Here is a 20,584-nt window from a genome sequence, read left to right as displayed (position 1 = left end):
CCTGAAAGCGAGGATTTAAATATGAGTACATTAAAGGAAAGAAAATTAAAGTTTGAGACACTGCAGCTTCACGTAGGACAGGAGGAAGCTGATCCAGTAACAGATGCAAGAGCCGTTCCAATTTATCAGACATCTTCCTATGTATTTCATAACTCTCAGCACGCAGCTGACCGTTTTGCATTAAAGGATGCCGGCAACATTTACGGAAGACTGACTAATCCGACTGAGGATGTATTTGAGAAGAGAATTGCCAGCCTTGAGGGTGGTGTTGCAGCACTTGCAGTTGGATCTGGCGCAGCAGCTGTTGCATATGCAATCCAGAATCTGGCATTTGCAGGTGATCATGTTGTTGCAGCAAAAAATATCTATGGTGGTACCTACAATTTGCTGGCACATACATTTGTATCATATGGTATCAACACAACATTCGTAGATCCATTTAATTATGAAGAGATTGAGGGCGCTATCAAGGAGAATACAAAGCTGGTTTTCATCGAGACGCTGGGAAATCCAAACTCAGAGGTTGTTGATATTGAGAAAATTGCAAAGATTGCGCACAAGCATCAGATTCCGCTTGTTATTGATAATACATTTGCAACACCGTATCTTGTAAGACCAATCGAGTACGGTGCAGACGTAGTAGTACACTCCGCAACAAAGTTTATCGGTGGTCATGGAACTACCATCGGAGGTGTCATTGTAGATGGAGGAACATTTGACTGGAAAGCATCAGGAAAGTTCCCACAGCTGACACAGCCAGATCCAAGCTATCATGGAATTAGCTTTGCAGATGCAGCAGGTCCTGCAGCATTTGTTACAAGAATCCGTGCTATTTTACTTCGTGATACAGGTGCAACTCTTTCACCGTTCCATGCATTTATCTTCCTGCAGGGACTTGAGACATTGTCCCTTCGTGTAGAGAGACATGTAGAGAATGCACTTAAGGTTGTAGATTTCTTAAAGAAACAGCCGCTTGTAGAAAAAGTAAATCATCCGTCAGTATCAGAAGACCCAGAGCAGCAGGCTCTTTATAAGAAGTATTTCCCAAATGGCGGCGGCTCTATCTTTACATTTGAGATTAAGGGCGGCGCAAAGGAAGCACAAGAGTTTATTGATCAGCTGAAGCTGTTCTCACTGCTTGCAAATGTAGCAGATGTAAAGTCTCTTGTCATTCATCCGGCATCTACTACACATGCTGAGTTAAACGAGGCTGAACAGGCAGAGCAGGGAATCAAGCCAAACACCATTCGTCTTTCAATTGGTACAGAAAATATTGATGATATTATTTATGATCTTCAGGAAGCATTTGAAGCAATCTCGAAGTGATACAAGGGTCGAAAAGTCACAAGCCGTGGGTATCATATGTCTTCTATAGAAGAAAGAGCCTGTGCATCTGCGCAGGCTCTTCTTTGAAAGGGGAGGATAAATAATAAATGATATCATTTGTAAGCTGTGCGGTTTAGAGGGGGGAATCATAACCGCCTGTCAGCTGACTGCGGCATTTAAAATGCCGCTAGATTTCTGACATTTTTATTATGTCCTCTGATTCATTTTATATACAGATTTCTTATGCTTTTTCATTTTTCATTTCATGCAGCACATATTGAACCATTTCCTGATGTTCTTTTGAATAACCGAAGAAAAAATTCGGATAACGAGTATTTAGCTCGTGATATATAGCGCTGACTTCACGATGTGATTTGCCAGTCAATGTATATTCTTCACCTTTCATGGTGACAACATGGATTGTATAGCTTAACTGGCGTCCCTTTATGGTACGGCGCATAGCAGCATGATCATAGATCCATAATACTTCCGGCAGTGGGATAATGGCACATATATCATCAGAGAGCTCAACAAGATAGCGAGGCGTCAGAATAAGTGTCTTTGTCTGCAGAAGAATCCTTCGACGAATTTGTTTTTCCACATCATTTAAAATTTTCTCAGGATTGCCATAGTGCTCCAGATTTCGGTAGGTTTTTGTTAGACGTGGATTTATGATATATAAAAATGTGCGAATAAAAACCACAATCATTAAGACAAACACCAAAAGAAGGACAACCATAAGCACAATTTCACGCCTGTTTAGATAGGCAGTCTGGTTGACAAAATATTTCTGGCAAACGCTTTTAAGGGATTTTGCATCCCATGAAATATCTTCAGCAAGCTTTTGTGTGAGCGGATCTAGAATTTCGGGTTCAAAAGCATCAACGCGTCCTATAATAGTCTGTCCTTCAAGTGTTTTGGAAGCTGGATAGCCAGCCACAGCACGGATGAGATAAAAATGACAGCTTCCGCCTATAAGCTCGTAGTAATAATGTCCAACGAGCTCACCGCCTGCCAGACAGTCCTCGCCGCTGTAGTAGAGTGTCCCCGTTTTAATTTTCGCATACAAAACCTTTTTTGCCATGGAATCATTGATAAGCACGGCATTGCTGATTGTGCGTTTTGTCACATATTCAGTGACAGGCGAGCGCCATACAAGAAAAATCACGACGCCAAGCAGCATCAGCGGGTAAAAAAGGCGCTTACACTGATTTTTTCGGATATAGGATAAAATCATATTGTTTCCTTTCCTTTGTGAGAGATCATGTCAATGTAGATTCACCATACAATGAGTATACTGGATTTTTTTGTTTTTGTAAATAAAATAAAGTGTTTTTGGGAAAAGTCAGCCTCTGTTGAGGTTTAATTGAGTTTTTATTTGTATGCTACATGCAGCAAGTAAGAAAGGAAGATAATATACTATGAGCAAACAGCGTAAAATCCAAAAAATTATTTTTTGTATACTGGCAGTGATTCTTGTCATTGTTTTTTATGAAGCAATTGGGATTTACACTGCATATAAAAAACAGCCTAAAGTATCTTCTGAAACAAAAATAGCCGTTCAAGAGGAAATTAAAAATTGGAATCAGATTAGTGAGAACCCAGAACGAGCCACGATTATAGAAGAAAACAACGAAGCTCTTTTACAGAGAATCCGTTTGATACAAAATGCAAGGGAAGAGATTATTTTATCTACTTTTGCATTTCACTCTGATGAGAGCGGAAAGCTGATTATGGGAGCTCTTCTTGAGGCTGCAAACAGAGGCATTAAAGTTCGCATACTGGCAGACGGCTTTGAAAGCTGGACTGCTATGGAATGGAATCCTTATTTTTATGCGTTATCTTCTCATGAAAATATTGAAGTAAAGATTTATAATCGGGCAAATCCATTAACACCATGGAAAATGATGGGAAGGATGCATGATAAATATTTGATAGCAGATAGAAGTATATATATTCTTGGTGGAAGAAATACGTATAATTATTTTCTTGGTGATTTTGAAAAATATAAAAATTATGACAGAGATGTCCTTGTTATATGCGAGAATTCACAGAAGGAAAATTCTGTCAGTCAGTTGCTGGATTATTTTGAAAATATATGGAAGCAGGATGACTGTGCTTATTTTCATGAAGATAAAAAATTGGCAGATAAGACTTCTGTGAAGAAAGCAGCTTTAAGAATGGAAGAAGAATATAAAGAATATGCTGCAGAGTATAAAAAACGTATTTTTGACAGCGATTATACAGAGGAAACATTTGAGACAGAAAAGATTACGCTGGTGTCAAATCCTATCCATACAGGCGCAAAAGAGCCTGTGGTTTGGTATACGCTTGGAGAACTTATGAAAAATGCAAAAGAACGTGTAAAGATCCATACACCGTATATCATTTGCAATGAAATGATGTATAATACATGGGCAGATGTTGCGAAGAATGTTTCAGAATTTTCTGTCATGACAAATTCTGCTGCAAATAATGGGAATCCGTTTGGTTCAGCAGATTATGCAGTAAACAGGGATAAAATCGTAGATACAGGGATTGATATTTGGGAGTATGAAGGTGGTTTCTCATATCATGGAAAGAGTATTTTGATTGATGATAATTTATCAGTGATAGGTTCTTTTAATATGGATATGAGAAGTGCATATCTTGATACAGAGCTTATGTTAGTTATCCGAAGCAGAGAAATTAACAGACAGCTTGAGGAAGGCATGATGACGTATGAAAAAATGTCAAGACAGGTGTTGGAAGATGGAACATACAATAATCCATATAATGTGGAGCCAATTGCATTAACAAAAAAGAAACAGATAAAGATTTTATTAGTACAGCATTTGCTTGGATGGGTACGATTTTTGTTTTAATATGGAGGAGACATGTTTAAGATTTTAATAGTGGAAGACGATAAGGAATTGAGTCAATTGTTTCAAAAAGTACTTGAAAAAAATGGATATCAGATCAAATGCGCGTCAGATGGCTTGCAGGCATTAAAAACACTTGATACAGAATATATTGATCTGATCATTTCTGATATTATGATGCCTGTAATGGATGGGTATGAGCTTGTTTCTAGGCTACGGGCAGCAGGATATCAGATTCCAGTGCTGATGATTACGGCAAAAGGTACGTTTGATGATATGCGTCAGGGATTTTTGTCAGGAAGTGATGACTATATGGTAAAGCCAGTTAATGTAAATGAGATGGTTTTACGAGTTGGGGCATTGCTGAGGCGTGCGCAGATCCTTAGTGAACATAAAATCGTAATTGGCTCTACAGAATTTGATTATGATCAAATGACTGTTAAAATAGGTTCAGAAATTCAGGTGCTTCCCAAAAAGGAATTTCTGCTTTTGTACAAATTGGCAGCATCGCCAGGACGTACATTTACAAAACAGCAGCTGATGGACGATGTCTGGGGAGTGGAAACAGAGGCTGATCCACATACGATTGAAGTTCATATTGGAAGAATTAGAGAGCGATTTAAGGAAAACTCTGATTTTGAAATTGTCACTATGCGAGGGATTGGATATAAGGTGGTAAAGAAATCATGAAAAAAAGAAAAGAGAAGGAATTTAAAATTCGCACATATCTGACAGGCATTATTTGGCTGGCATTGACCTGTTCGATGATAATTTCAGCATTACTTTTTGCGTTTTTAAAGCATTTTCTGGAAATGCCGGAAAATATTCCTGCGATTGTCTGGTTGTTGATTTTTAATACAATGATTGCAGGATTAATTACAGTGCTTTTAAATGGAAAGGTTTTGGAGCCGATCACAAAGCTTAGCGAGGCAATGAAGGATGTTTCGCAGGGAGATTTTGATAAACAGTTAGAAACAAGCAGTCGTATTGCAGAAGTGGCACAATCATATAATAGCTTTAATGTGATGACAAAAGAGCTTCGTGCTACACAAATATTGCAGATGGATTTTGTTTCTAATGTTTCACATGAGTTTAAAACACCTATAAATGCAATTGAGGGCTATACGATGCTGCTACAGGGAGAGGAGCTTTCGAATGAACAAAATGAATATGTAGAGAAAATCCTGTTTAATACTCAGAGATTGTCTTGTCTTGTTGGAAATATTCTTCTGCTGTCTAAGTTGGAAAATCAGAATATTCCAATGAAAAAGACAAAATATCGTCTTGATGAGCAGATCAGACAGGCAATCCTTTCGCTAGAATCAAAGTGGACACAGAAGAAAATTGGATTTCAGGTAGAGATGGAGGCTGTTAAATATGTAGGAAATGAAGGACTTTTTATGCATATCTGGATAAATCTTTTGGATAATGCCATTAAGTTTAGTCCTAATCAGGGAATAATTACGATGTTTTTAAAACAGGAAAATGATCAGGTAAAATTTATTCTGGAAGATGAAGGCCCTGGAATTGACGAGGAAATAAAAAACAGGATATTTGATAAGTTTTATCAGGCAGATGGTTCCCATAAGGCAGAAGGAAATGGTCTTGGTCTTGCACTTGTAAAGCGAATTATTGACAGTGCAGGCGGAACGATTGAAGCACAAAATCGCGAATATGGAGGATGCAGGTTTGTTGTGCAGCTTCCATTACAATAATTATAAAATACTAGGAGGAAGGATATGACGTTTTATCAGGAATTGCAGTTAAATCAGGCAGGATCAAAAAAGATGCTTAAGACAAGTGGGACAGGGAAGGAAAAAGCATATCATATGCTTGTATATCTTGTAAAGATTGCGCTCACAATGATATTTTGCTTTGGTTTTGTTACTGTTTTTAGCATTTTGTTTGGCAATGAAAATAGTATTGTAGGTGTAGTAGTTTTATTATGCCTTATGGTATTTAGAAATGCAGATTTGGGAATCCATACAGGACAGTCAACGATATTACTTGCATTGTTCTTTGTAATTATGGCAGTATTTCCACATTTGGCTAATCATGTGTCACCTGTGTTGGGTATACTTTTGAATATAGCAGCACTTGCAGTGTTTATTATTTTTGGATGTCATAATCCATTTATGTTTAACCAGTCAACTTTAGTTTTGGGATACTTACTTTTGTATGGATATGACGTGACAGGAAAAAGTTATCAGATGAGATTAGCAGCAATGGTGGTAGGAGCATTGCTTACCTGTCTTGTATTTTTCAGAAATCATAAAAATAGAACTTATAAGAGAACAATTAAAGATATTGTAAGAGAATTTGACATTACATCCTCAAGAACAAAATGGCAGCTGTGCCAGATACTTTGTGTGCCAACAGTGCTTTTTATTGCACAGGTATGTAAAATGCCGAGAGCAATGTGGGCGGGTATTGCAGCTATGTCAGCAATAGTACCTTTCATGGAGGATATGCAGTATAGAGTCAGAAAAAGAATTATTGGAAACATTGCTGGTGTAATCTGCTTTGTTGCATTGTATTATCTGCTTCCGCCATCGATATACGCATATATTGGAATTATCGGAGGAATCGGAGTTGGATTTTCAGTAAAATATGGATGGCAGGCAGTATTTAATACGTTTGGCGCACTTGCAATTGCTGCGCAGACTTATGGACTTAAGGGTGCAGTAAGTTTGCGTGTGATACAGAACGTGTTTGGTGTTGCTTTTGCACTAGTATTTTGTATTCTATTTTATTGGATGATGTCAAAATCTTGTAAATTAGCTTCAAATCAGGTATAATAAGTTCTTGAACCGTTGTGGAGGAGAAAAAAGAAAGGCGTGGGAATTTATGAACGCATATCATGCATTTGCACTTGTCTATGATCGTATGATGGAGGAAATTCCATACGAGGAGTGGTGCAATTTTGTAACCGATCAGCTTAAAAAATTTGGCATTGAGGATGGTTTGATGCTGGAGCTAGGCTGTGGAACAGGAACGTTAACCGAGATGTTTGATGCGAAGGGATTTGACATGATCGGTGTGGATAATTCAGAAGAAATGCTGGCAGAGGCTGTTGAAAAGCGTGAGCAAAGTGGAAGATCTATTTTATATCTGAATCAGGATATGAGAGAGTTTGAGCTTTACGGAACTGTGCGCGCGGTAATTAGCTTGTGTGACACAATGAATTACCTGACTGAATACGATGATCTTGTTAATGTGTGCCGTCTCGTCAATAATTATCTGGATCCAAATGGCATATTTTTATTTGATCTAAAGACTGACCATTACTTTAAGAGTATTGGCTGCCAGAGTTTTTGTGATGCAGATGAAGAGGTAAGCTTTATTTGGGATAATGATTATGATAAAGAAAAACGAATCAACAGCTATGCGCTGACGCTGTTTGTGCAGGAAGAGGATAATCGTTATGAACGTTTTGACGAATATCATGAGCAGCGTGCGTTTTCTATTGATGAGGTGCGCTGTGCAATTGAAGAGTCGGGCATGATATTTCTTGCTGCAATTGATAAAAATGGTGCACCTGCAACGAAAGATACCGATCGTGTGTACATAATAGCACGCGAAAAGGGAAAGACACCGCTGCAAAACTTATAAAGAAAAGAGGAAGAAACATGAGTGACTATATGATTCGTGCGACGGCTGCAAATGGTCAGGTCCGTGCGTTTGCCGCAACCACAAGAGATCTTACAGAATATGCAAGAAATGCACATAATACAAGTCCGGTTGTTACCGCAGCTTTAGGACGTACAATGACAGCAGCTGTCATGATGGGCAGCATGCTGAAGGGAGATAAAGAGCTTCTGACTGTTAAGATTCAGGGTGATGGCCCAATTGGTTCTTTGACAGTAACAGCTGATTCTCATGGCCATGTAAAGGGATATGCGCAAAATCCGGTTGTACTTATTCAGGCAAATTCTATTGGAAAACTTGATGTAGCAGGTGCTATTGGAAAGGGTGTGCTAAGCGTAATCAAAGATATTGGTCTGAAGGATCCGTATGTGGGACAGACAGATCTTGTAAGCGGAGAGATTGCCGAGGATTTAACATATTATTTTGCTGTCTCCGAGCAGACACCATCTAGTGTTGGATTAGGCGTGCTGATGAATAAGGACAATACTGTACGTCAGGCAGGAGGATTTATTATTCAGCTTATGCCAGATGCATCAGAAGAAACCATTTCTGCACTAGAAAAGCGTTTGGCAAAAGTATCTTCAGTAACAGCAATGCTCGACATTGGAAAAACACCGGAAGATATTTTGCAGGAGCTTCTTGGCGATATGGAGCTTGCAGTTCTTGATCGCATGGCTGTCTCATTTAAATGCGGATGCAGTAAGGAGCGTTTTGCACGAGGAATCGCAAGTATTAAAAAATCAGACATTCAGGAAATGATTGATGCAGGAGAGAATATTGAGACCTGCTGTCAGTTTTGCAATTCTAAGTATGTCTTTACACCAGATGAATTAAAAGAAATGATGTAATTAAAAAAAGCCGCACCCATTTAATGAGTGTGGCTTTTGTGATTATTATTGAAAAATCTGATTGGCATTCTTTTGCAGTGCAAACAAAAGAATCATTCCAAGTATGCCGCAGGAGATTACTTCACCTATGCCAACTGTGGCTGTTAAGTATCAGATGGAGTCTGGTGCACCGTAGACGATGCGAAGAACCTGCGGAACAACAAGGATATTAGCTAAAATTGGCGGCAGAGGTGCCAGCCATTTGCTGATATGGCGCAGCTTATAAGTAAAGAAAGCGCCAATAAGTGTGGCAAGTGAGCCAAATAAAATATCCCATACTGCAGCGCCGGTTATGGTGTTGCTGATTACGCAGCCAACAAAAAGTCCCGGAATTGCTGCTGGTGTAAAATAAGGAAGAATGGTGAGAGCCTCGGAAAAGCGAACCTGAATTGCACCATTTGCTAATCCGAAAATATTTGCAAGCCATGTTAAAACAACATACATTGCTGCAATTAAAGCTGCCTGCACCATAGGTAAAACTTGTTTATTTTTCATTTGTAGATCTGAGCCTTTCTGTCAGAATACATTACAGACCAAGCATGCGCTCAAGGGAAGCCTTAGAGGTAACACCTGTTACCTGATTAATCAGTCTGCCATCTCTAAAGATGATCAATGTTGGGATAGAGGTGATGCCATACTCAGCGGCAAGATCTGCCTCCTCATCTACATTTACCTTTCCAAATACGACGTTGGAATGAGCAGCGGCAAGCTGATCAATAATAGGACTCTGCATACGGCATGGACCACACCATGAAGCCCAGAAATCAAGAAGTACTGGCTTATCAGATTTTAAAACAGTTTCATTAAAATTGCTTTTTGTAATTGTTAAAACGGACATAGTAAAACTCCTTTCGCGAAATAGTATGCACCCAAGTAGGGGTGATGATTCAAGTAAAATAATTATAGTGCCAACAGTTTTTCAATCAATGCTTCAACGAGGCGTGCAGAGTGATATGATGCCATCTTGGAAAACTGGGTGTAATCCATAGTTGCGCTTCCATCTGCTTTATCGGAGATAGAGCGGATTATTAAAAATGGAACCTCATTGATTGTGGAAACATGAGCAATTGCACCGCCTTCCATCTCAGCACAAAGACCATGGAAGGTGTCAATAAGCCAATTTTTCTTTTCCTGTCCTGAAATAAACTGGTCTCCAGTTAGGATTAAGCCCTCATAGACTGTAACATCCGGATTTGCCTCATGGCTGCAGGAAACAGCCAGATCATGGAGCAGCTTATCAGAGGTAAATACCTTTCCAGTACCTGGAACATCACCTGGCTTATAGCCAAGATCTGTAACGTCGAGATCATGCTGGATTACCTCAGTGGAGACAACAATATCGCCGATGTTGATGCGGGAATCTAAGGATCCAGCAGCACCTGTGTTTACGATCATCTTCACATCAAACAGATCAATTAACATCTGTGTGCAGGCTGCGGCATTTACCTTTCCGATTCCGGCCTTTACAATTACAACTGGATAGGAATCAATTGTGCCGCAGAAAAAAGACAGTCCGGATTTTTTGACGGTCTTTTCAAGCAAAAGGCGCTCAAGTAACAGATCAATTTCCTGCTGCTCGGCACCGATAATACCAAGTGTTTTCTTCATAAAAACAAAAACCACCTTTCTTGACAATTAAGGTCAGGCACGGATAAACTGGAATTTAGTGAACTGACCCCAGGGGAGATTGCGCCCCCGGTAAGATACAGTATATCAGTACAATTCGAAGATTGCAAGTATCAGATAGTGAATGACTCGGTCATTGAATGGTCGAGAATTCCAGCACATGCGTTCTAAATTATGACCAAGTATCTTCTAGCAGAAAGTCACGAATATTTCGATGCTTGATTCCATTTCTACTCATATCAAATTCATCAAGAGATACGACATATTTTGGAAAGTTGTCTCGAATGTTATCATACACGCCAAATTCACGCTGAATGGTTTCAGGTGAGGCGAGTAGGTAGGTTACTTGAATATAGAGGCGTTCTCCACGCTTTTCACATACAAAGTCGACTTCTTTTGTTCTCTCCTTTCCGACTGTGACAATGTAGCCACGGCGCAATAGTTCCATGTAAATGATATTTTCAAGAATTAGGTTAATATCACGCATATTACCGCCGAAGACGGCTTCTCGAATACCGTGATCTGCGATATAATATTTTTCATTTGAAGATAAAAGCTGTTTTCTTTGAAGATCTTGACGTTTTACCTGATAAAAGAGGTAGGCATCACAACAATATTTCAAATAATTGAGAATGGTATCTGCAGAGACAGAACGCTTCTCATTTTTTAAAAATTTCACCAAAGAGGAAGCAGAAAATGGTGTCCCTATATTTGACATAATATAAGCTGTAATCCGCTCTAGCAGATCAACATCGCGAACCTTGTTTCTCTTAACAATATCTTTTAACTGAACTGAGTTGAAAAGATCTGTTAAATATTGAATGGACGGTTCCTTGGCATAACGAAGATTAGACAAGTATGGCATACCGCCAGATACAAGATATTTTTGAAAACAGCTTGAAATTGATTCATCTGGTGCAGTGAGATGGTACAATTCAAGAAATTCTGCAAAGGAAAAAGGATAAATAACAAATTCAACATATCGGCCACCAAGATAGGTAGCAAGCTCGCCAGACAACAGTTTGGCATTAGAACCTGTAATGTAAATGTCGCAGTCAAGCGTGATTCGTAGAGAATTAATGCATTTTTCCCAATCTGTTACTTCTTGAATTTCATCAAAGAAAAGATAGACTTTTCCATTTATGGAAGAAGCACGCTTTGTGATTTCATCATGCAGAGCCTGTGCAGTTTGCAGGTAGGTGTATCTCATATCCTCAAAGTTAATTGAGATAAATTGGGACGAATCAACACCAGATGCTTTTAATTCATCCTTTATTAGTTCTAGCATAACGGATTTTCCACAGCGACGGATACCAGTCATAACCTTGACTAAATCGCTTCCGATAAATGGTCGGATGCGTTTCATATATAATTGACGTTTAATCATAAAAAGAGGCTCCTTTCATATAATAGTGAGTATATCATATCACTAGTATACTAGATAAAACAAGTGAATATTATAATTTTATCGAGTATAAAAGATAAAATTGAATGTATTAAGAATTTTATCGAGTATAAAAGATAAAACTGGATAAATTCATCGAAGAAACTAGGAAAAATTGAATCACTTTGATGACCCAATAAAAGGAACATATTATTAACACACCAAAACAGTTAAAAATGTGGGCATTCTGCCAAACCTTTTGTGAGATTGCACGATAAATACACATAGAAACAGAAACCTTGTGGAAAAAATCTATTTGAACACTTGCAAAAAAAGGAGTAAAATAAAAAATGGAAAATAGACTTTATATAGAGAGAAAGGAAAGACAGAATGCAGTATCGCAAAGATAGAAAAGGCAATGACATCTCCTTATTAGGATTTGGTTGTATGCGATTTGAGGGAAGCGGAACAGGAGAATATTTTCAAAAGGCAAATGATCAGGTGATGGAGGCAATCAGACAGGGTATAAACTATTTTGATACTGCATATGTCTACAAAAATAATGAAAAAGTTCTTGGACGTATTCTGGCCGAGAACAATTGCAGAGATCAGATTTATATTGCGACAAAGCTTCCGCAGTATATGGTGCGTTCCATTGCACAGGCAGAAAAAATTTTTAATCAGGAATTGGAACTTTTGCAGACAGACCATGTTGATTATTATCTGATGCATATGTTAAATGATGTGGCATCATGGGAACGTTTGAAGGCGATTGGTATTGAATCATGGATAAGGGAGAAGATGGACAGTGGAAAAATTAGAAATATAGGTTTTTCTTATCATGGCAATACTGAGAATTTTAAGCCAGTTGTAGATGCGTTTGACTGGGATTTTTGCCAAATCCAGTATAACTATCTGGATGAAAATATTCAGGCAGGAAAAAAAGGCCTTTTGTATGCGGCAGAAAAAAATCTTCCGGTGATCATTATGGAGCCTCTTCGCGGAGGACGTCTTGTTGGAATGTTGCCAGAGACAGCGAAAAAGCGCATTGCAAAGTCTAATGTAAATGAGTCAGCTGCTTCGCTAGCACTTCGTTGGCTTTACGATCAGCCACAGGTAACATGTGTGTTATCCGGAATGAACTCAATGGAGATGGTAAATGAGAATTGTAAAACTGCATCACTGGCATTGCCAGGTTGCCTGACAGCTGATGAGAGACAGCTGATTGAGGATGTGAAAAACGATATCAAAAATAGTGTAAAGGTAGGCTGTACAGGATGCAATTATTGCTGCCCATGTCCGAAAGGAGTAGATATTCCAGCTGTTTTTCAGTGTTATAATCAGTTGTCAGAGGACAGTCATGCGCGCTGGCGCTATATTCAGATGACGACATTTAGAAAAGAGACAACAAATGCTGCAAAATGTGTTGGCTGTGGTGCCTGTACAAAGAAATGTCCTCAGCATCTGGATATACCGCAGTTATTGAAGGAAGCTAAAAAGGAGCTTGAGACTCCGATGTTTAAGATTATAAATTGGGGAACGCATTTTTTGCATTTTTATTAAAGGAAAACGAAGATGGATGAGAAAGAAATTGATTTAAAAATAGAGAAAGAAATGGTTGATTTATTTATTGTTTCAAATCGAAAGGAACGAACCTTGTGGGAGTTAGAAAGCCCACGAAAAAGGTCAGATGGCCTTTCACGTTTCTTTTTTGGAACCTATTTAAATCAGAATTTATTTAAAGCATTGGACGTCCAAGGCAATGCAGAATTGCAAAAGGTGATTCAGCAATCAGGAGGAACTTCAAAAGGGTATGTGATAACACCAGATCAATGTGGTTTTTTTTCGATAAAAGAAGCAATTGAGATTGCTCGCGGCAACGATTGCAGATTTGTTTATTTTGGAAATGGAGTTGCCTATTATCATGAAGAGTGGGAAGGTGGAAAAGCAGGAGAATACCTTCTCGTAAATAAGAATTATAAATAATCAATATAGATGGAAAGGGGAGATACAAAATATATTGTGTCTCCCTCTTCATAGTGTACTTTTATTCTATTTTATTTATCTTTGTACATCAAAGCTCTGGTTCATAAGTCTCTGGATACTTTCAACATCAGTGATATTTGTATCGCCATGGATGGAGTGTTTCATAACAGAGGAAGCAACGGCAAAGTTGACAACGTCTCTTGGCTTATAATTGTTCATGAGAGCATAAATAAGGCCAGATGAGAAGGCATCGCCGCCGCCTACACGGTCAAGAATCTGGAAGCGGAAAAGCTTGCTTTCGTATGTCTGTCCATTATAATACAGGTAAGCCTTTAAGGAGTTTTCGCTGCTTGAGTGGGTGTAGCGAACATGTCTTGCAATTGCTTTGAAATGATAGCGGTCTGCCATTGCCTGGAAGATGCGGTCTTGCTCCTCGTAATCAGGCTGCATGGACATGCCATCCTTTAAATCGTGGCCATTTTCATCCTGCAGATGAAGCGGTTCAATACCAATAAGCACATCGACATATGGAAGGTAACGGCTGATGATATCTCTTGCCTCATCGAAGCTCCACAGCATACTGCGGTAATTGCAGTCAAAGCTGATTGTCATGCCGAGCTGTCTTGCTGCGTAGATTGCAGCTTCGATTAAGATCTGGCAGCTGTTAGAAAGTGCCGGTGTGATTCCGCTTAAGTGAAGCCAGTCATAGCCTTCAAGCAAAGCCTTAAAGTCAACTGTAGTATAGTCATATTCTGCAAAGGCAGAATGTTTACGGTCATAAATTACTTTAGAGGAACGCACACCAATTCCTTCCTCAAGGAAATAAACGCCCATGCGCTCGCCGCCGAAGATAATAGGGGATGTATGTACATCATTTGCCTTTAAGGAGCGGACTGCGCTTCGTCCGATATCATTGTCAGGAAGGACAGTAAATACGGTAGTATCAACGCCAAGGTTTGCTAAGGAGACAGCAACATTTGCCTCAGCACCGCCAAAATTGACAACGTAAGAGCTGGTAGTGCGGATTTTCTCATAATCCGGAGGGGAAAGACGCATTAAAAGTTCGCCGATTGTGATAAACTTCATGATTTTTGATTCCTTTCTTTCACTATTTATAGACGTTTCACTATTATTGTCATTATAGCTAATCTGTAAGAAAATTACAAGTAAAATTCAAATAGTATCAGGTTGCAAAATCTTTTATAGTAAACTATAATGGAATTTAAGTTAGGTTTTTGCCTAGCTTAGATACGCACAAGACAGCATGGAGGTACATACAGTATGGTTCAATTATTTGAAAGTGGTGCATACCTGATTGACGGAAAAGAGCTGATCGCAGACAATGCAGATGCGGCAGTGCAAGTAGCGGCAAAGACAGGCCGTACAATTTCAAAAGAGGAAGCGGCAAAGCAGACGATGGCATATAAGATTCTGCAGGCGCATAACACATCAGGGGACGACGAGCATTTAAAAGTGAAGTTTGATCGTCTTACTTCACATGACATTACCTTTGTTGGAATTATCCAGACAGCAAGAGCCAGCGGACTTGAGAAATTTCCAGTTCCGTATGTTTTAACTAACTGCCATAACAGTCTTTGTGCGGTAGGCGGAACCATCAACGAGGATGATCATATGTTTGGTCTTTCTTGCGCACAAAAATACGGCGGTGTCTATGTACCTCCGCATTTAGCAGTTATTCATCAGTATGCAAGAGAAATGCTTGCAGGTTGCGGCAAGATGATTCTTGGTTCAGACAGCCATACACGCTATGGTGCACTTGGAACAATGGCATGTGGTGAGGGAGGACCAGAGCTTGTAAAGCAGCTTCTTGGCCGTACTTACGATATTGATATGCCTCAGGTTGTTGCAATTTATCTGACAGGAAAGCCTGTAAAGGGTGTTGGCCCGCAGGATATCGCATTGGCAATCATCAAGGCTGTATTTGCAAACGGCTATGTAAAAAATAAGGTAATGGAGTTTGTTGGACCTGGCGTTGACAATCTGTCTGTTGATTACCGTATAGGTGTCGATGTTATGACTACTGAGACTACATGTCTGTCATCTATCTGGAAGACGGATGAGAAGGTACAGGATTTCTATGAGATACACAGACGTCCGGAGGAGTATAGAGAGTTAAATCCGGGAGCAGTGGCATATTATGACGGTGTTGTATGTGTTGATCTGTCAGCAGTTCGTCCGATGATCGCAATGCCATTCCATCCGAGCAATGCATATACGATTGATGAGCTGAATGCTAATCTTGATGATATTCTGGCTGACGTAGAGAAGCGTGCAGCAGTGAGTCTTGGAAATAAAGTTCCGTTTACTTTGCGTAACAAGGTAAGAGACGGCAAGATGTATGTTGATCAGGGTGTTATCGCAGGATGTGCAGGCGGCGGTTTTGAGAATCTGTGTGATGTTGCCGATATGTTAGATGGACAGAGCATCGGTGACGGACGTTTCTCATTAAGTGTATATCCGGCATCTCAGCCTGTTTACATGGAATTAATTAGAAACGGTAGCATTGCAAAGATCATGGAAACTGGTGCAACTGTTAGAACCGCATTCTGTGGACCATGCTTTGGTGCAGGTGATGTTCCGGCAAATAATGCATTTTCAATTCGCCACTCAACAAGAAACTTCCCAAATCGTGAGGGTTCAAAGGTCAACAACGGACAGATCGCATCAGTTGCACTTATGGATGCACGTTCAATTGCAGCGACAGCACTTAATAAGGGCCGTCTGACAGCAGCAACTGATATTGATGTGAACTTTACAAAGCCAAAGTACTATTTTGACAGTCATATCTACGAGAAGCGTGTTTATAATGGTGTAGGAAAGGCAGATCCATCTGTAGAAATTCAGTTTGGACCAAATATCAAGGATTGGCCGTCAATGGTACCGCTGACCGATAATATCTTATTAAAGGTTGTATCTGAGATCCACGATCCTGTAACGACAACTGATGAACTAATTCCATCTGGTGAAACATCATCATTCCGTTCTAATCCGCTTGGTCTTGCTGAGTTTACGCTCTCCAGAAAGGATCCGGAGTATGTTGGACGTGCTAAGAAGGTTCGTGCAGCAGAAGAAGCACGTGAGGATGGAAAGTGTCCATGTCAGGCAGATGATGAGGTAGCAGCTGCATTTAATGAGATTCATAAGCTGTTCCCAGATGTAAAGGCAAGCGAGACAGAGATTGGCTCTGTAATTTATGCAGTAAAGCCGGGAGATGGTTCTGCAAGAGAGCAGGCAGCATCCTGCCAGCGTGTACTTGGCGGTCTTGCTAATATTGCGAAAGAGTATGCAACAAAGCGTTATCGCTCGAATTTGATTAACTGGGGTATGATTCCATTTATTTTTGAGCCAGAGAAGCTTCCATTTGCAAATCTGGATTATATTTTTGTTCCAGATATTCGTGATGCTGTTAAGGAAAAGCAGCCTAAGGTAACAGCTTATGCTGTCAAGGATAACGCACTTGAGAGCTTTGAGCTGGAGATTAAGCCGCTTACAGATGATGAGAGACAGATTATTCTTGATGGCTGCTTGATCAACTACTATAAAAGTCATTAAAATCTGATACTATTCAGATAAGTTTAAGCAGCGGTTTTTCAGCGCAGAGATATGTGCTGGAAAATCGCTGCTTTTTTACAAAATCGAAACTTATAATTGGGAGGAATGACGATGGAGCGTGTTAATTTACAGGAAGGTTGGCGTTTTGCCAAGGCAAACAGCAATGAGTGGACGCCAGTGAGTGTGCCGGGAACTGTTTTATCCGGTCTTTTAGAGGCAGGCAAAATGCAGGATCCGTATTACCGTGAAAATGAATATGAAGCAAGAGAACTTCTAGCAAAGGATTATGTCTTTGAAACTGATTTTTGTATTTCAGAGGAGCAATTAAATAAGAAGCACTGCGTATTAGTTTGCGAGGGACTTGATACATTGGCTTATGTTTACGTAAATGAGAAGCTAGTCGGAAAGGCTGATAATATGCACCGCACATGGCGCTTTGACTGCAAGGACGCATTGCAAAAGGAAAATCATCTTCGCATTTACTTTCACTCAGCGCTGACTTATATTCGTGAGTATGAGGCAACGCCGGGAAAGGAGATTACCTATGAGCCAACAGGTGGTATTTTAGGCAATCAGTATATTAGAAAGGCACATTCTATGTTTGGCTGGGACTGGGGCGCACAGCTGCCAGATATAGGCATCTGGAGAGATTTATATCTGGAGTGTTATAATGTAGGCCGCATCGAGGATGTGGTAATTCGTCAGAAGCACACATGGAAAGAGCGCCCTCAGATGGGTGAGCTGTCTCAAGAGGAATATATTGAGGCAGTTGAGCAGTCTGATACAGTTTCTCTTAGTGTGGAGGTGAAGCCTGAACAGGATACAAATTTAGAGAATACAAAAGTAATAGTCACATTGACAGATCCAAAAGGCGTGCAGCTAGAGCAAGTCGTTTTGCCGACAATAAAAGAAGCAGTCTGTGCAGAAATTTTGGTAGCGCAGCCAAAGCTTTGGTGGTGCAATGGGCTTGGGGATCAGCCACTGTATAAGGTGCAGGTATCTTTGGTGGATAACAATCAGTGCGTGCTTGATTCAAAGGAATATTCTATTGGTCTTCGTGAACTTATAGTCAGCACAAAGAAGGATGAGTGGGGAAATGAGTTTGCATTTGTAATAAATGGTATCTATATTTTCTCAATGGGAGCTGATTATATTCCAGAGGACTGCATCTATCCATGGATCACGAAGGAGCGCATAGAGGCATTGATCCGTTCTTCTGTAAAAGCTAACTATAACATGCTTCGTGTATGGGGCGGCGGTTATTATCCATCTGATACATTTTATGATTTGTGCGATCAGTATGGTTTGATTGTATGGCAGGATCTGATGTATGCATGCAATGTCTATGACTTTACAGAAGAGTTTGAAAAGAATATTTGTCAGGAAACAGTAGATAATGTGCGCCGTCTGCGTCACCATGCAAGTCTGGGACTATGGTGCGGAAATAATGAACTAGAGTCTGCATGGGATCATTGGGGTATTTCAGAGACACATAGTCCACTGCTCAAGGGAGATTATATCAAGCAGTTTGAATACGTGCTTCCGAAGGTAACAAAGGCAGAGGATCATGCGACATTTTATTGGCCATCATCACCATCATCAGGCGGATGTCTTGATAATCCAGACGATCATGACAGAGGAGACTGCCATTACTGGGATGTATGGCATGGCATGAAGCCATTTTCAGATTATCGCAGTCATTATTTCCGTTTCTGCTCTGAGTTTGGATTCCAGTCCTTCCCGGAAAGAAAGACAATTGATACATTTGCGCTGCCGCAGGACTGCAATATTTTCTCACCAGTTATGGAGAGTCATCAGAAAAATGGTACAGCAAACGGAAAGATTTTATATTATATTTCAGAGAATTTCCGTTATCCAAAGGACTTTGACAGCTTAGTATATGTAAGTCAGGTGCTTCAGGGTATTGCAATTAAGGCAGGAGTAGATCACTGGAGAGCAAACAGAGGACGCTGCATGGGTGCGCTATATTGGCAGTTAAATGATAACTGGCCAGTGGCATCGTGGGCAAGTATCGACTATTTTGGACGCTGGAAGGCACTTCATTACATGGCAGCCCGTTTCTTTGCACCAAAGGCCGGTTATATTTATACAGAGGGAACAAAGGCAGTTATCAGTGCAACAAATGAGACACTTGAGAATCAGTCACTGACCGTAACAGTGCGCATAAGGGATGTGGAGTTTAATGTATTATTTGAGGAAACTGTGGAGACGACAGTAAAGGCACAGAGCAGTATTCATGTGCTGGAGCGAGATTTTGCAGATGTGATCGGATCAAAGAAGCGCCGCGTGTTTGCAGAGGCAGTTTATACATGGCAGGGCGGCACGACAAGTACTGAGGCAGAAAGCTTTGTTCCGTATAAGCATATGGATCTTTTGCAGCCGCAGATCGAGACTTCTGTAACAGAAAAGGATGGCACTATTGAAATACAGATAAGTGCAGACTGTTTTGCACCGTTTGTATGGTTAGAAATAGAAGATGATGTTATTTTCTCCGATAACTGTTTTGACTTAACATCGGAAGAGACAAAAACAATCTGCATACGAAAGGAAGATGTTTTGTCTGGAAAGGTGCTTAGCGCAGATAATGTGCGAAAAACACTTAAGGTAAGAAGCCTTCGTGATACATATGAGCAGTGAAAGTAATATATTTCAATAAGTTGTAATAGAGAAACAACTTGAAAAATAATCCATATCATGCTATTCTGATGTAAGAAAGAATTGGAAAGGTAAAGGTCGAAAATCTATGGGGAAGATAAGAGAGCGGTTTTTACAATGCAAAAAGAACCGGGGTGGTTTTACTCTGGTTGAGATGATCGTCGTGCTGGTTATCATTGCAATTCTGGCGTCTTTGATGTTAGGTGCACTGAATGGCTACATAGACAAGGCAAAGGAAAAGGAAGTGCTTGCTGACTGCAGAAGTGTAGTATTAGCGGCTAATACAGTTGGATCTGAGGTTTATTCAGGAAAGACGGCGTATCGTCCGCGTACACAGGTGCAGGAGCTTTCAGGCGTAAAGCAAAATCCGGATGTTGGTTCTGATACAGGCTGTGTAGTTGAGTATGATTCTCAGTGCAATGTCATAGGTGTTGCATGCTGGACGGGTGACATTACAGCTCAGTACCTGGCACCGAATACAGCGTATAATTCATCTGCTACTGCAAAGATGGAAATCATTGATAAGGGTGCAATTGTTGTATCAGACAATTGGTCTTCTTTAAATGAGCATGCAAAGGATGTAGATGAAAACGATCAGGATTTTACGATTGATTAAG

The 20,584-nt window shown here is 40.0% G+C and carries 17 protein-coding genes and 1 pseudogene; 12 read left to right on the top strand and 6 right to left on the bottom strand.

All coding sequences use genetic code 11. The annotated features are described in order from the left end of the window. The first annotated feature begins 21 nt into the window (after window positions 1–21). Window positions 22–1,326: an O-acetylhomoserine aminocarboxypropyltransferase/cysteine synthase family protein gene (locus WJP93_RS12690; RefSeq protein WP_066556735.1), complete on the top strand. Its 1,305-nt coding sequence runs from the start codon at window positions 22–24 to the stop codon at window positions 1,324–1,326. A gap of 241 nt (window positions 1,327–1,567) precedes the next feature. On the opposite strand, the gene WJP93_RS12685 is transcribed toward WJP93_RS12690, so the two are convergent. Then, window positions 1,568–2,563 (bottom strand): DUF6709 family protein, encoded by a 996-nt coding sequence (locus WJP93_RS12685; protein WP_337548662.1) that lies wholly within the window; start codon window positions 2,561–2,563, stop codon window positions 1,568–1,570. 184 nt (window positions 2,564–2,747) lie between these two features. Between WJP93_RS12685 and WJP93_RS12680 the strand changes: the two genes are divergently transcribed. From WJP93_RS12680 to hslO, 6 genes are read left to right on the top strand one after another with little or no spacing between them, the layout of a single operon-like run. Further along, window positions 2,748–4,190, top strand: a complete 1,443-nt coding sequence (locus WJP93_RS12680) for a phospholipase D family protein (protein WP_337548661.1) — start codon at window positions 2,748–2,750, stop codon at window positions 4,188–4,190. Between the two features lie 12 nt (window positions 4,191–4,202). After that, window positions 4,203–4,877, top strand: a complete 675-nt coding sequence (locus WJP93_RS12675; RefSeq protein WP_337548660.1) for a response regulator transcription factor — start codon at window positions 4,203–4,205, stop codon at window positions 4,875–4,877. After that, the gene (locus WJP93_RS12670; protein WP_337548659.1) at window positions 4,874–5,902 is read left to right on the top strand and encodes a HAMP domain-containing sensor histidine kinase; all 1,029 of its coding nucleotides are present in this window, start codon (window positions 4,874–4,876) and stop codon (window positions 5,900–5,902) included. Before WJP93_RS12675 ends, WJP93_RS12670 begins: the two co-directional genes overlap by 4 nt. Window positions 5,903–5,926: 24 nt before the next feature. Then, window positions 5,927–6,985 (top strand): FUSC family protein, encoded by a 1,059-nt coding sequence (locus WJP93_RS12665; RefSeq protein WP_337548658.1) that lies wholly within the window; start codon window positions 5,927–5,929, stop codon window positions 6,983–6,985. 49 nt (window positions 6,986–7,034) lie between these two features. Beyond that, the gene (locus tag WJP93_RS12660; RefSeq protein WP_337548657.1) at window positions 7,035–7,799 is read left to right on the top strand and encodes a class I SAM-dependent methyltransferase; all 765 of its coding nucleotides are present in this window, start codon (window positions 7,035–7,037) and stop codon (window positions 7,797–7,799) included. A gap of 17 nt (window positions 7,800–7,816) precedes the next feature. Then, window positions 7,817–8,683 carry an Hsp33 family molecular chaperone HslO gene (hslO, locus tag WJP93_RS12655; protein ID WP_337548656.1) on the top strand — a complete coding sequence of 289 codons (867 nt, stop codon included), beginning with the start codon at window positions 7,817–7,819 and terminating at the stop codon, window positions 8,681–8,683. A 45-nt stretch (window positions 8,684–8,728) separates the two neighbouring features. Here the strand turns inward: hslO and WJP93_RS12650 are convergent. The 4 genes and pseudogenes from WJP93_RS12650 to WJP93_RS12635 all read right to left on the bottom strand — a co-directional run bounded on the left by WJP93_RS12650 (window position 8,729) and on the right by WJP93_RS12635 (window position 11,735). Beyond that, window positions 8,729–9,217 (bottom strand): annotated as a pseudogene (locus tag WJP93_RS12650) (QueT transporter family protein). 31 nt (window positions 9,218–9,248) lie between these two features. Beyond that, window positions 9,249–9,560, bottom strand: coding sequence for a thioredoxin (trxA, locus tag WJP93_RS12645; protein ID WP_262538587.1), 312 nt, complete (start codon window positions 9,558–9,560; stop codon window positions 9,249–9,251). 62 nt (window positions 9,561–9,622) lie between these two features. After that, a complete protein-coding gene (locus WJP93_RS12640) occupies window positions 9,623–10,330 on the bottom strand; it encodes a 5'-methylthioadenosine/adenosylhomocysteine nucleosidase (RefSeq protein ID WP_337548655.1) in 708 nt (235 codons plus the stop codon). A gap of 190 nt (window positions 10,331–10,520) precedes the next feature. Beyond that, on the bottom strand, window positions 10,521–11,735 hold the full coding sequence (locus WJP93_RS12635; protein ID WP_337548654.1) for an ATP-binding protein: 1,215 nt from the start codon (window positions 11,733–11,735) through the stop codon (window positions 10,521–10,523). Window positions 11,736–12,122: 387 nt separating this feature from the next. Between WJP93_RS12635 and WJP93_RS12630 the strand changes: the two genes are divergently transcribed. Together WJP93_RS12630 and WJP93_RS12625 are read left to right on the top strand one after the other, a co-directional pair. Beyond that, window positions 12,123–13,295 carry an aldo/keto reductase gene (locus tag WJP93_RS12630; RefSeq protein ID WP_337548653.1) on the top strand — a complete coding sequence of 391 codons (1,173 nt, stop codon included), beginning with the start codon at window positions 12,123–12,125 and terminating at the stop codon, window positions 13,293–13,295. A gap of 12 nt (window positions 13,296–13,307) precedes the next feature. Then, entirely contained in the window at window positions 13,308–13,718 is a 411-nt protein-coding gene (locus WJP93_RS12625) for a hypothetical protein (RefSeq protein ID WP_337548652.1), read from the top strand. A 75-nt stretch (window positions 13,719–13,793) separates the two neighbouring features. On the opposite strand, the gene WJP93_RS12620 is transcribed toward WJP93_RS12625, so the two are convergent. Continuing rightward, on the bottom strand, window positions 13,794–14,804 hold the full coding sequence (locus tag WJP93_RS12620; RefSeq protein WP_118611924.1) for a sugar kinase: 1,011 nt from the start codon (window positions 14,802–14,804) through the stop codon (window positions 13,794–13,796). Between the two features lie 195 nt (window positions 14,805–14,999). Between WJP93_RS12620 and WJP93_RS12615 the strand changes: the two genes are divergently transcribed. The 3 genes from WJP93_RS12615 (at window position 15,000) to WJP93_RS12605 (ending at window position 20,583) form a co-directional block, all read left to right on the top strand. Continuing rightward, entirely contained in the window at window positions 15,000–17,291 is a 2,292-nt protein-coding gene (locus tag WJP93_RS12615; RefSeq protein ID WP_337548651.1) for a hydratase, read from the top strand. Between the two features lie 111 nt (window positions 17,292–17,402). Further along, on the top strand, window positions 17,403–19,949 hold the full coding sequence (locus tag WJP93_RS12610; protein WP_337548650.1) for a glycoside hydrolase family 2 protein: 2,547 nt from the start codon (window positions 17,403–17,405) through the stop codon (window positions 19,947–19,949). Between the two features lie 106 nt (window positions 19,950–20,055). After that, a complete protein-coding gene (locus tag WJP93_RS12605; protein ID WP_227100525.1) occupies window positions 20,056–20,583 on the top strand; it encodes a type II secretion system protein in 528 nt (175 codons plus the stop codon). Window position 20,584: the final 1 nt, after the last annotated feature.

The sequence above is a fragment of the Anthropogastromicrobium sp. genome (assembly GCF_037349415.1).
Taxonomy (GTDB): Bacteria; Bacillota; Clostridia; order Lachnospirales; family Lachnospiraceae; genus Anthropogastromicrobium; species Anthropogastromicrobium aceti.
This window is presented reverse-complemented; position numbering and strand designations above follow the sequence as displayed.

Excerpts from the sequence above, each read along its gene's own strand:
- WJP93_RS12690 (WP_066556735.1), top strand. The coding sequence starts at position 22 with ATGAGTACATTAAAGGAAAGAAAATTAAAGTTTGAGACACTGCAGCTT.
- WJP93_RS12685 (WP_337548662.1), bottom strand. The coding sequence starts at position 2,563 with ATGATTTTATCCTATATCCGAAAAAATCAGTGTAAGCGCCTTTTTTAC.
- WJP93_RS12680 (WP_337548661.1), top strand. The coding sequence starts at position 2,748 with ATGAGCAAACAGCGTAAAATCCAAAAAATTATTTTTTGTATACTGGCA.
- WJP93_RS12675 (WP_337548660.1), top strand. The coding sequence starts at position 4,203 with ATGTTTAAGATTTTAATAGTGGAAGACGATAAGGAATTGAGTCAATTG.
- WJP93_RS12670 (WP_337548659.1), top strand. The coding sequence starts at position 4,874 with ATGAAAAAAAGAAAAGAGAAGGAATTTAAAATTCGCACATATCTGACA.
- WJP93_RS12665 (WP_337548658.1), top strand. The coding sequence starts at position 5,927 with ATGACGTTTTATCAGGAATTGCAGTTAAATCAGGCAGGATCAAAAAAG.
- WJP93_RS12660 (WP_337548657.1), top strand. The coding sequence starts at position 7,035 with ATGAACGCATATCATGCATTTGCACTTGTCTATGATCGTATGATGGAG.
- hslO (WP_337548656.1), top strand. The coding sequence starts at position 7,817 with ATGAGTGACTATATGATTCGTGCGACGGCTGCAAATGGTCAGGTCCGT.
- trxA (WP_262538587.1), bottom strand. The coding sequence starts at position 9,560 with ATGTCCGTTTTAACAATTACAAAAAGCAATTTTAATGAAACTGTTTTA.
- WJP93_RS12640 (WP_337548655.1), bottom strand. The coding sequence starts at position 10,330 with ATGAAGAAAACACTTGGTATTATCGGTGCCGAGCAGCAGGAAATTGAT.
- WJP93_RS12635 (WP_337548654.1), bottom strand. The coding sequence starts at position 11,735 with ATGATTAAACGTCAATTATATATGAAACGCATCCGACCATTTATCGGA.
- WJP93_RS12630 (WP_337548653.1), top strand. The coding sequence starts at position 12,123 with ATGCAGTATCGCAAAGATAGAAAAGGCAATGACATCTCCTTATTAGGA.
- WJP93_RS12625 (WP_337548652.1), top strand. The coding sequence starts at position 13,308 with ATGGATGAGAAAGAAATTGATTTAAAAATAGAGAAAGAAATGGTTGAT.
- WJP93_RS12620 (WP_118611924.1), bottom strand. The coding sequence starts at position 14,804 with ATGAAGTTTATCACAATCGGCGAACTTTTAATGCGTCTTTCCCCTCCG.
- WJP93_RS12615 (WP_337548651.1), top strand. The coding sequence starts at position 15,000 with ATGGTTCAATTATTTGAAAGTGGTGCATACCTGATTGACGGAAAAGAG.
- WJP93_RS12610 (WP_337548650.1), top strand. The coding sequence starts at position 17,403 with ATGGAGCGTGTTAATTTACAGGAAGGTTGGCGTTTTGCCAAGGCAAAC.
- WJP93_RS12605 (WP_227100525.1), top strand. The coding sequence starts at position 20,056 with ATGGGGAAGATAAGAGAGCGGTTTTTACAATGCAAAAAGAACCGGGGT.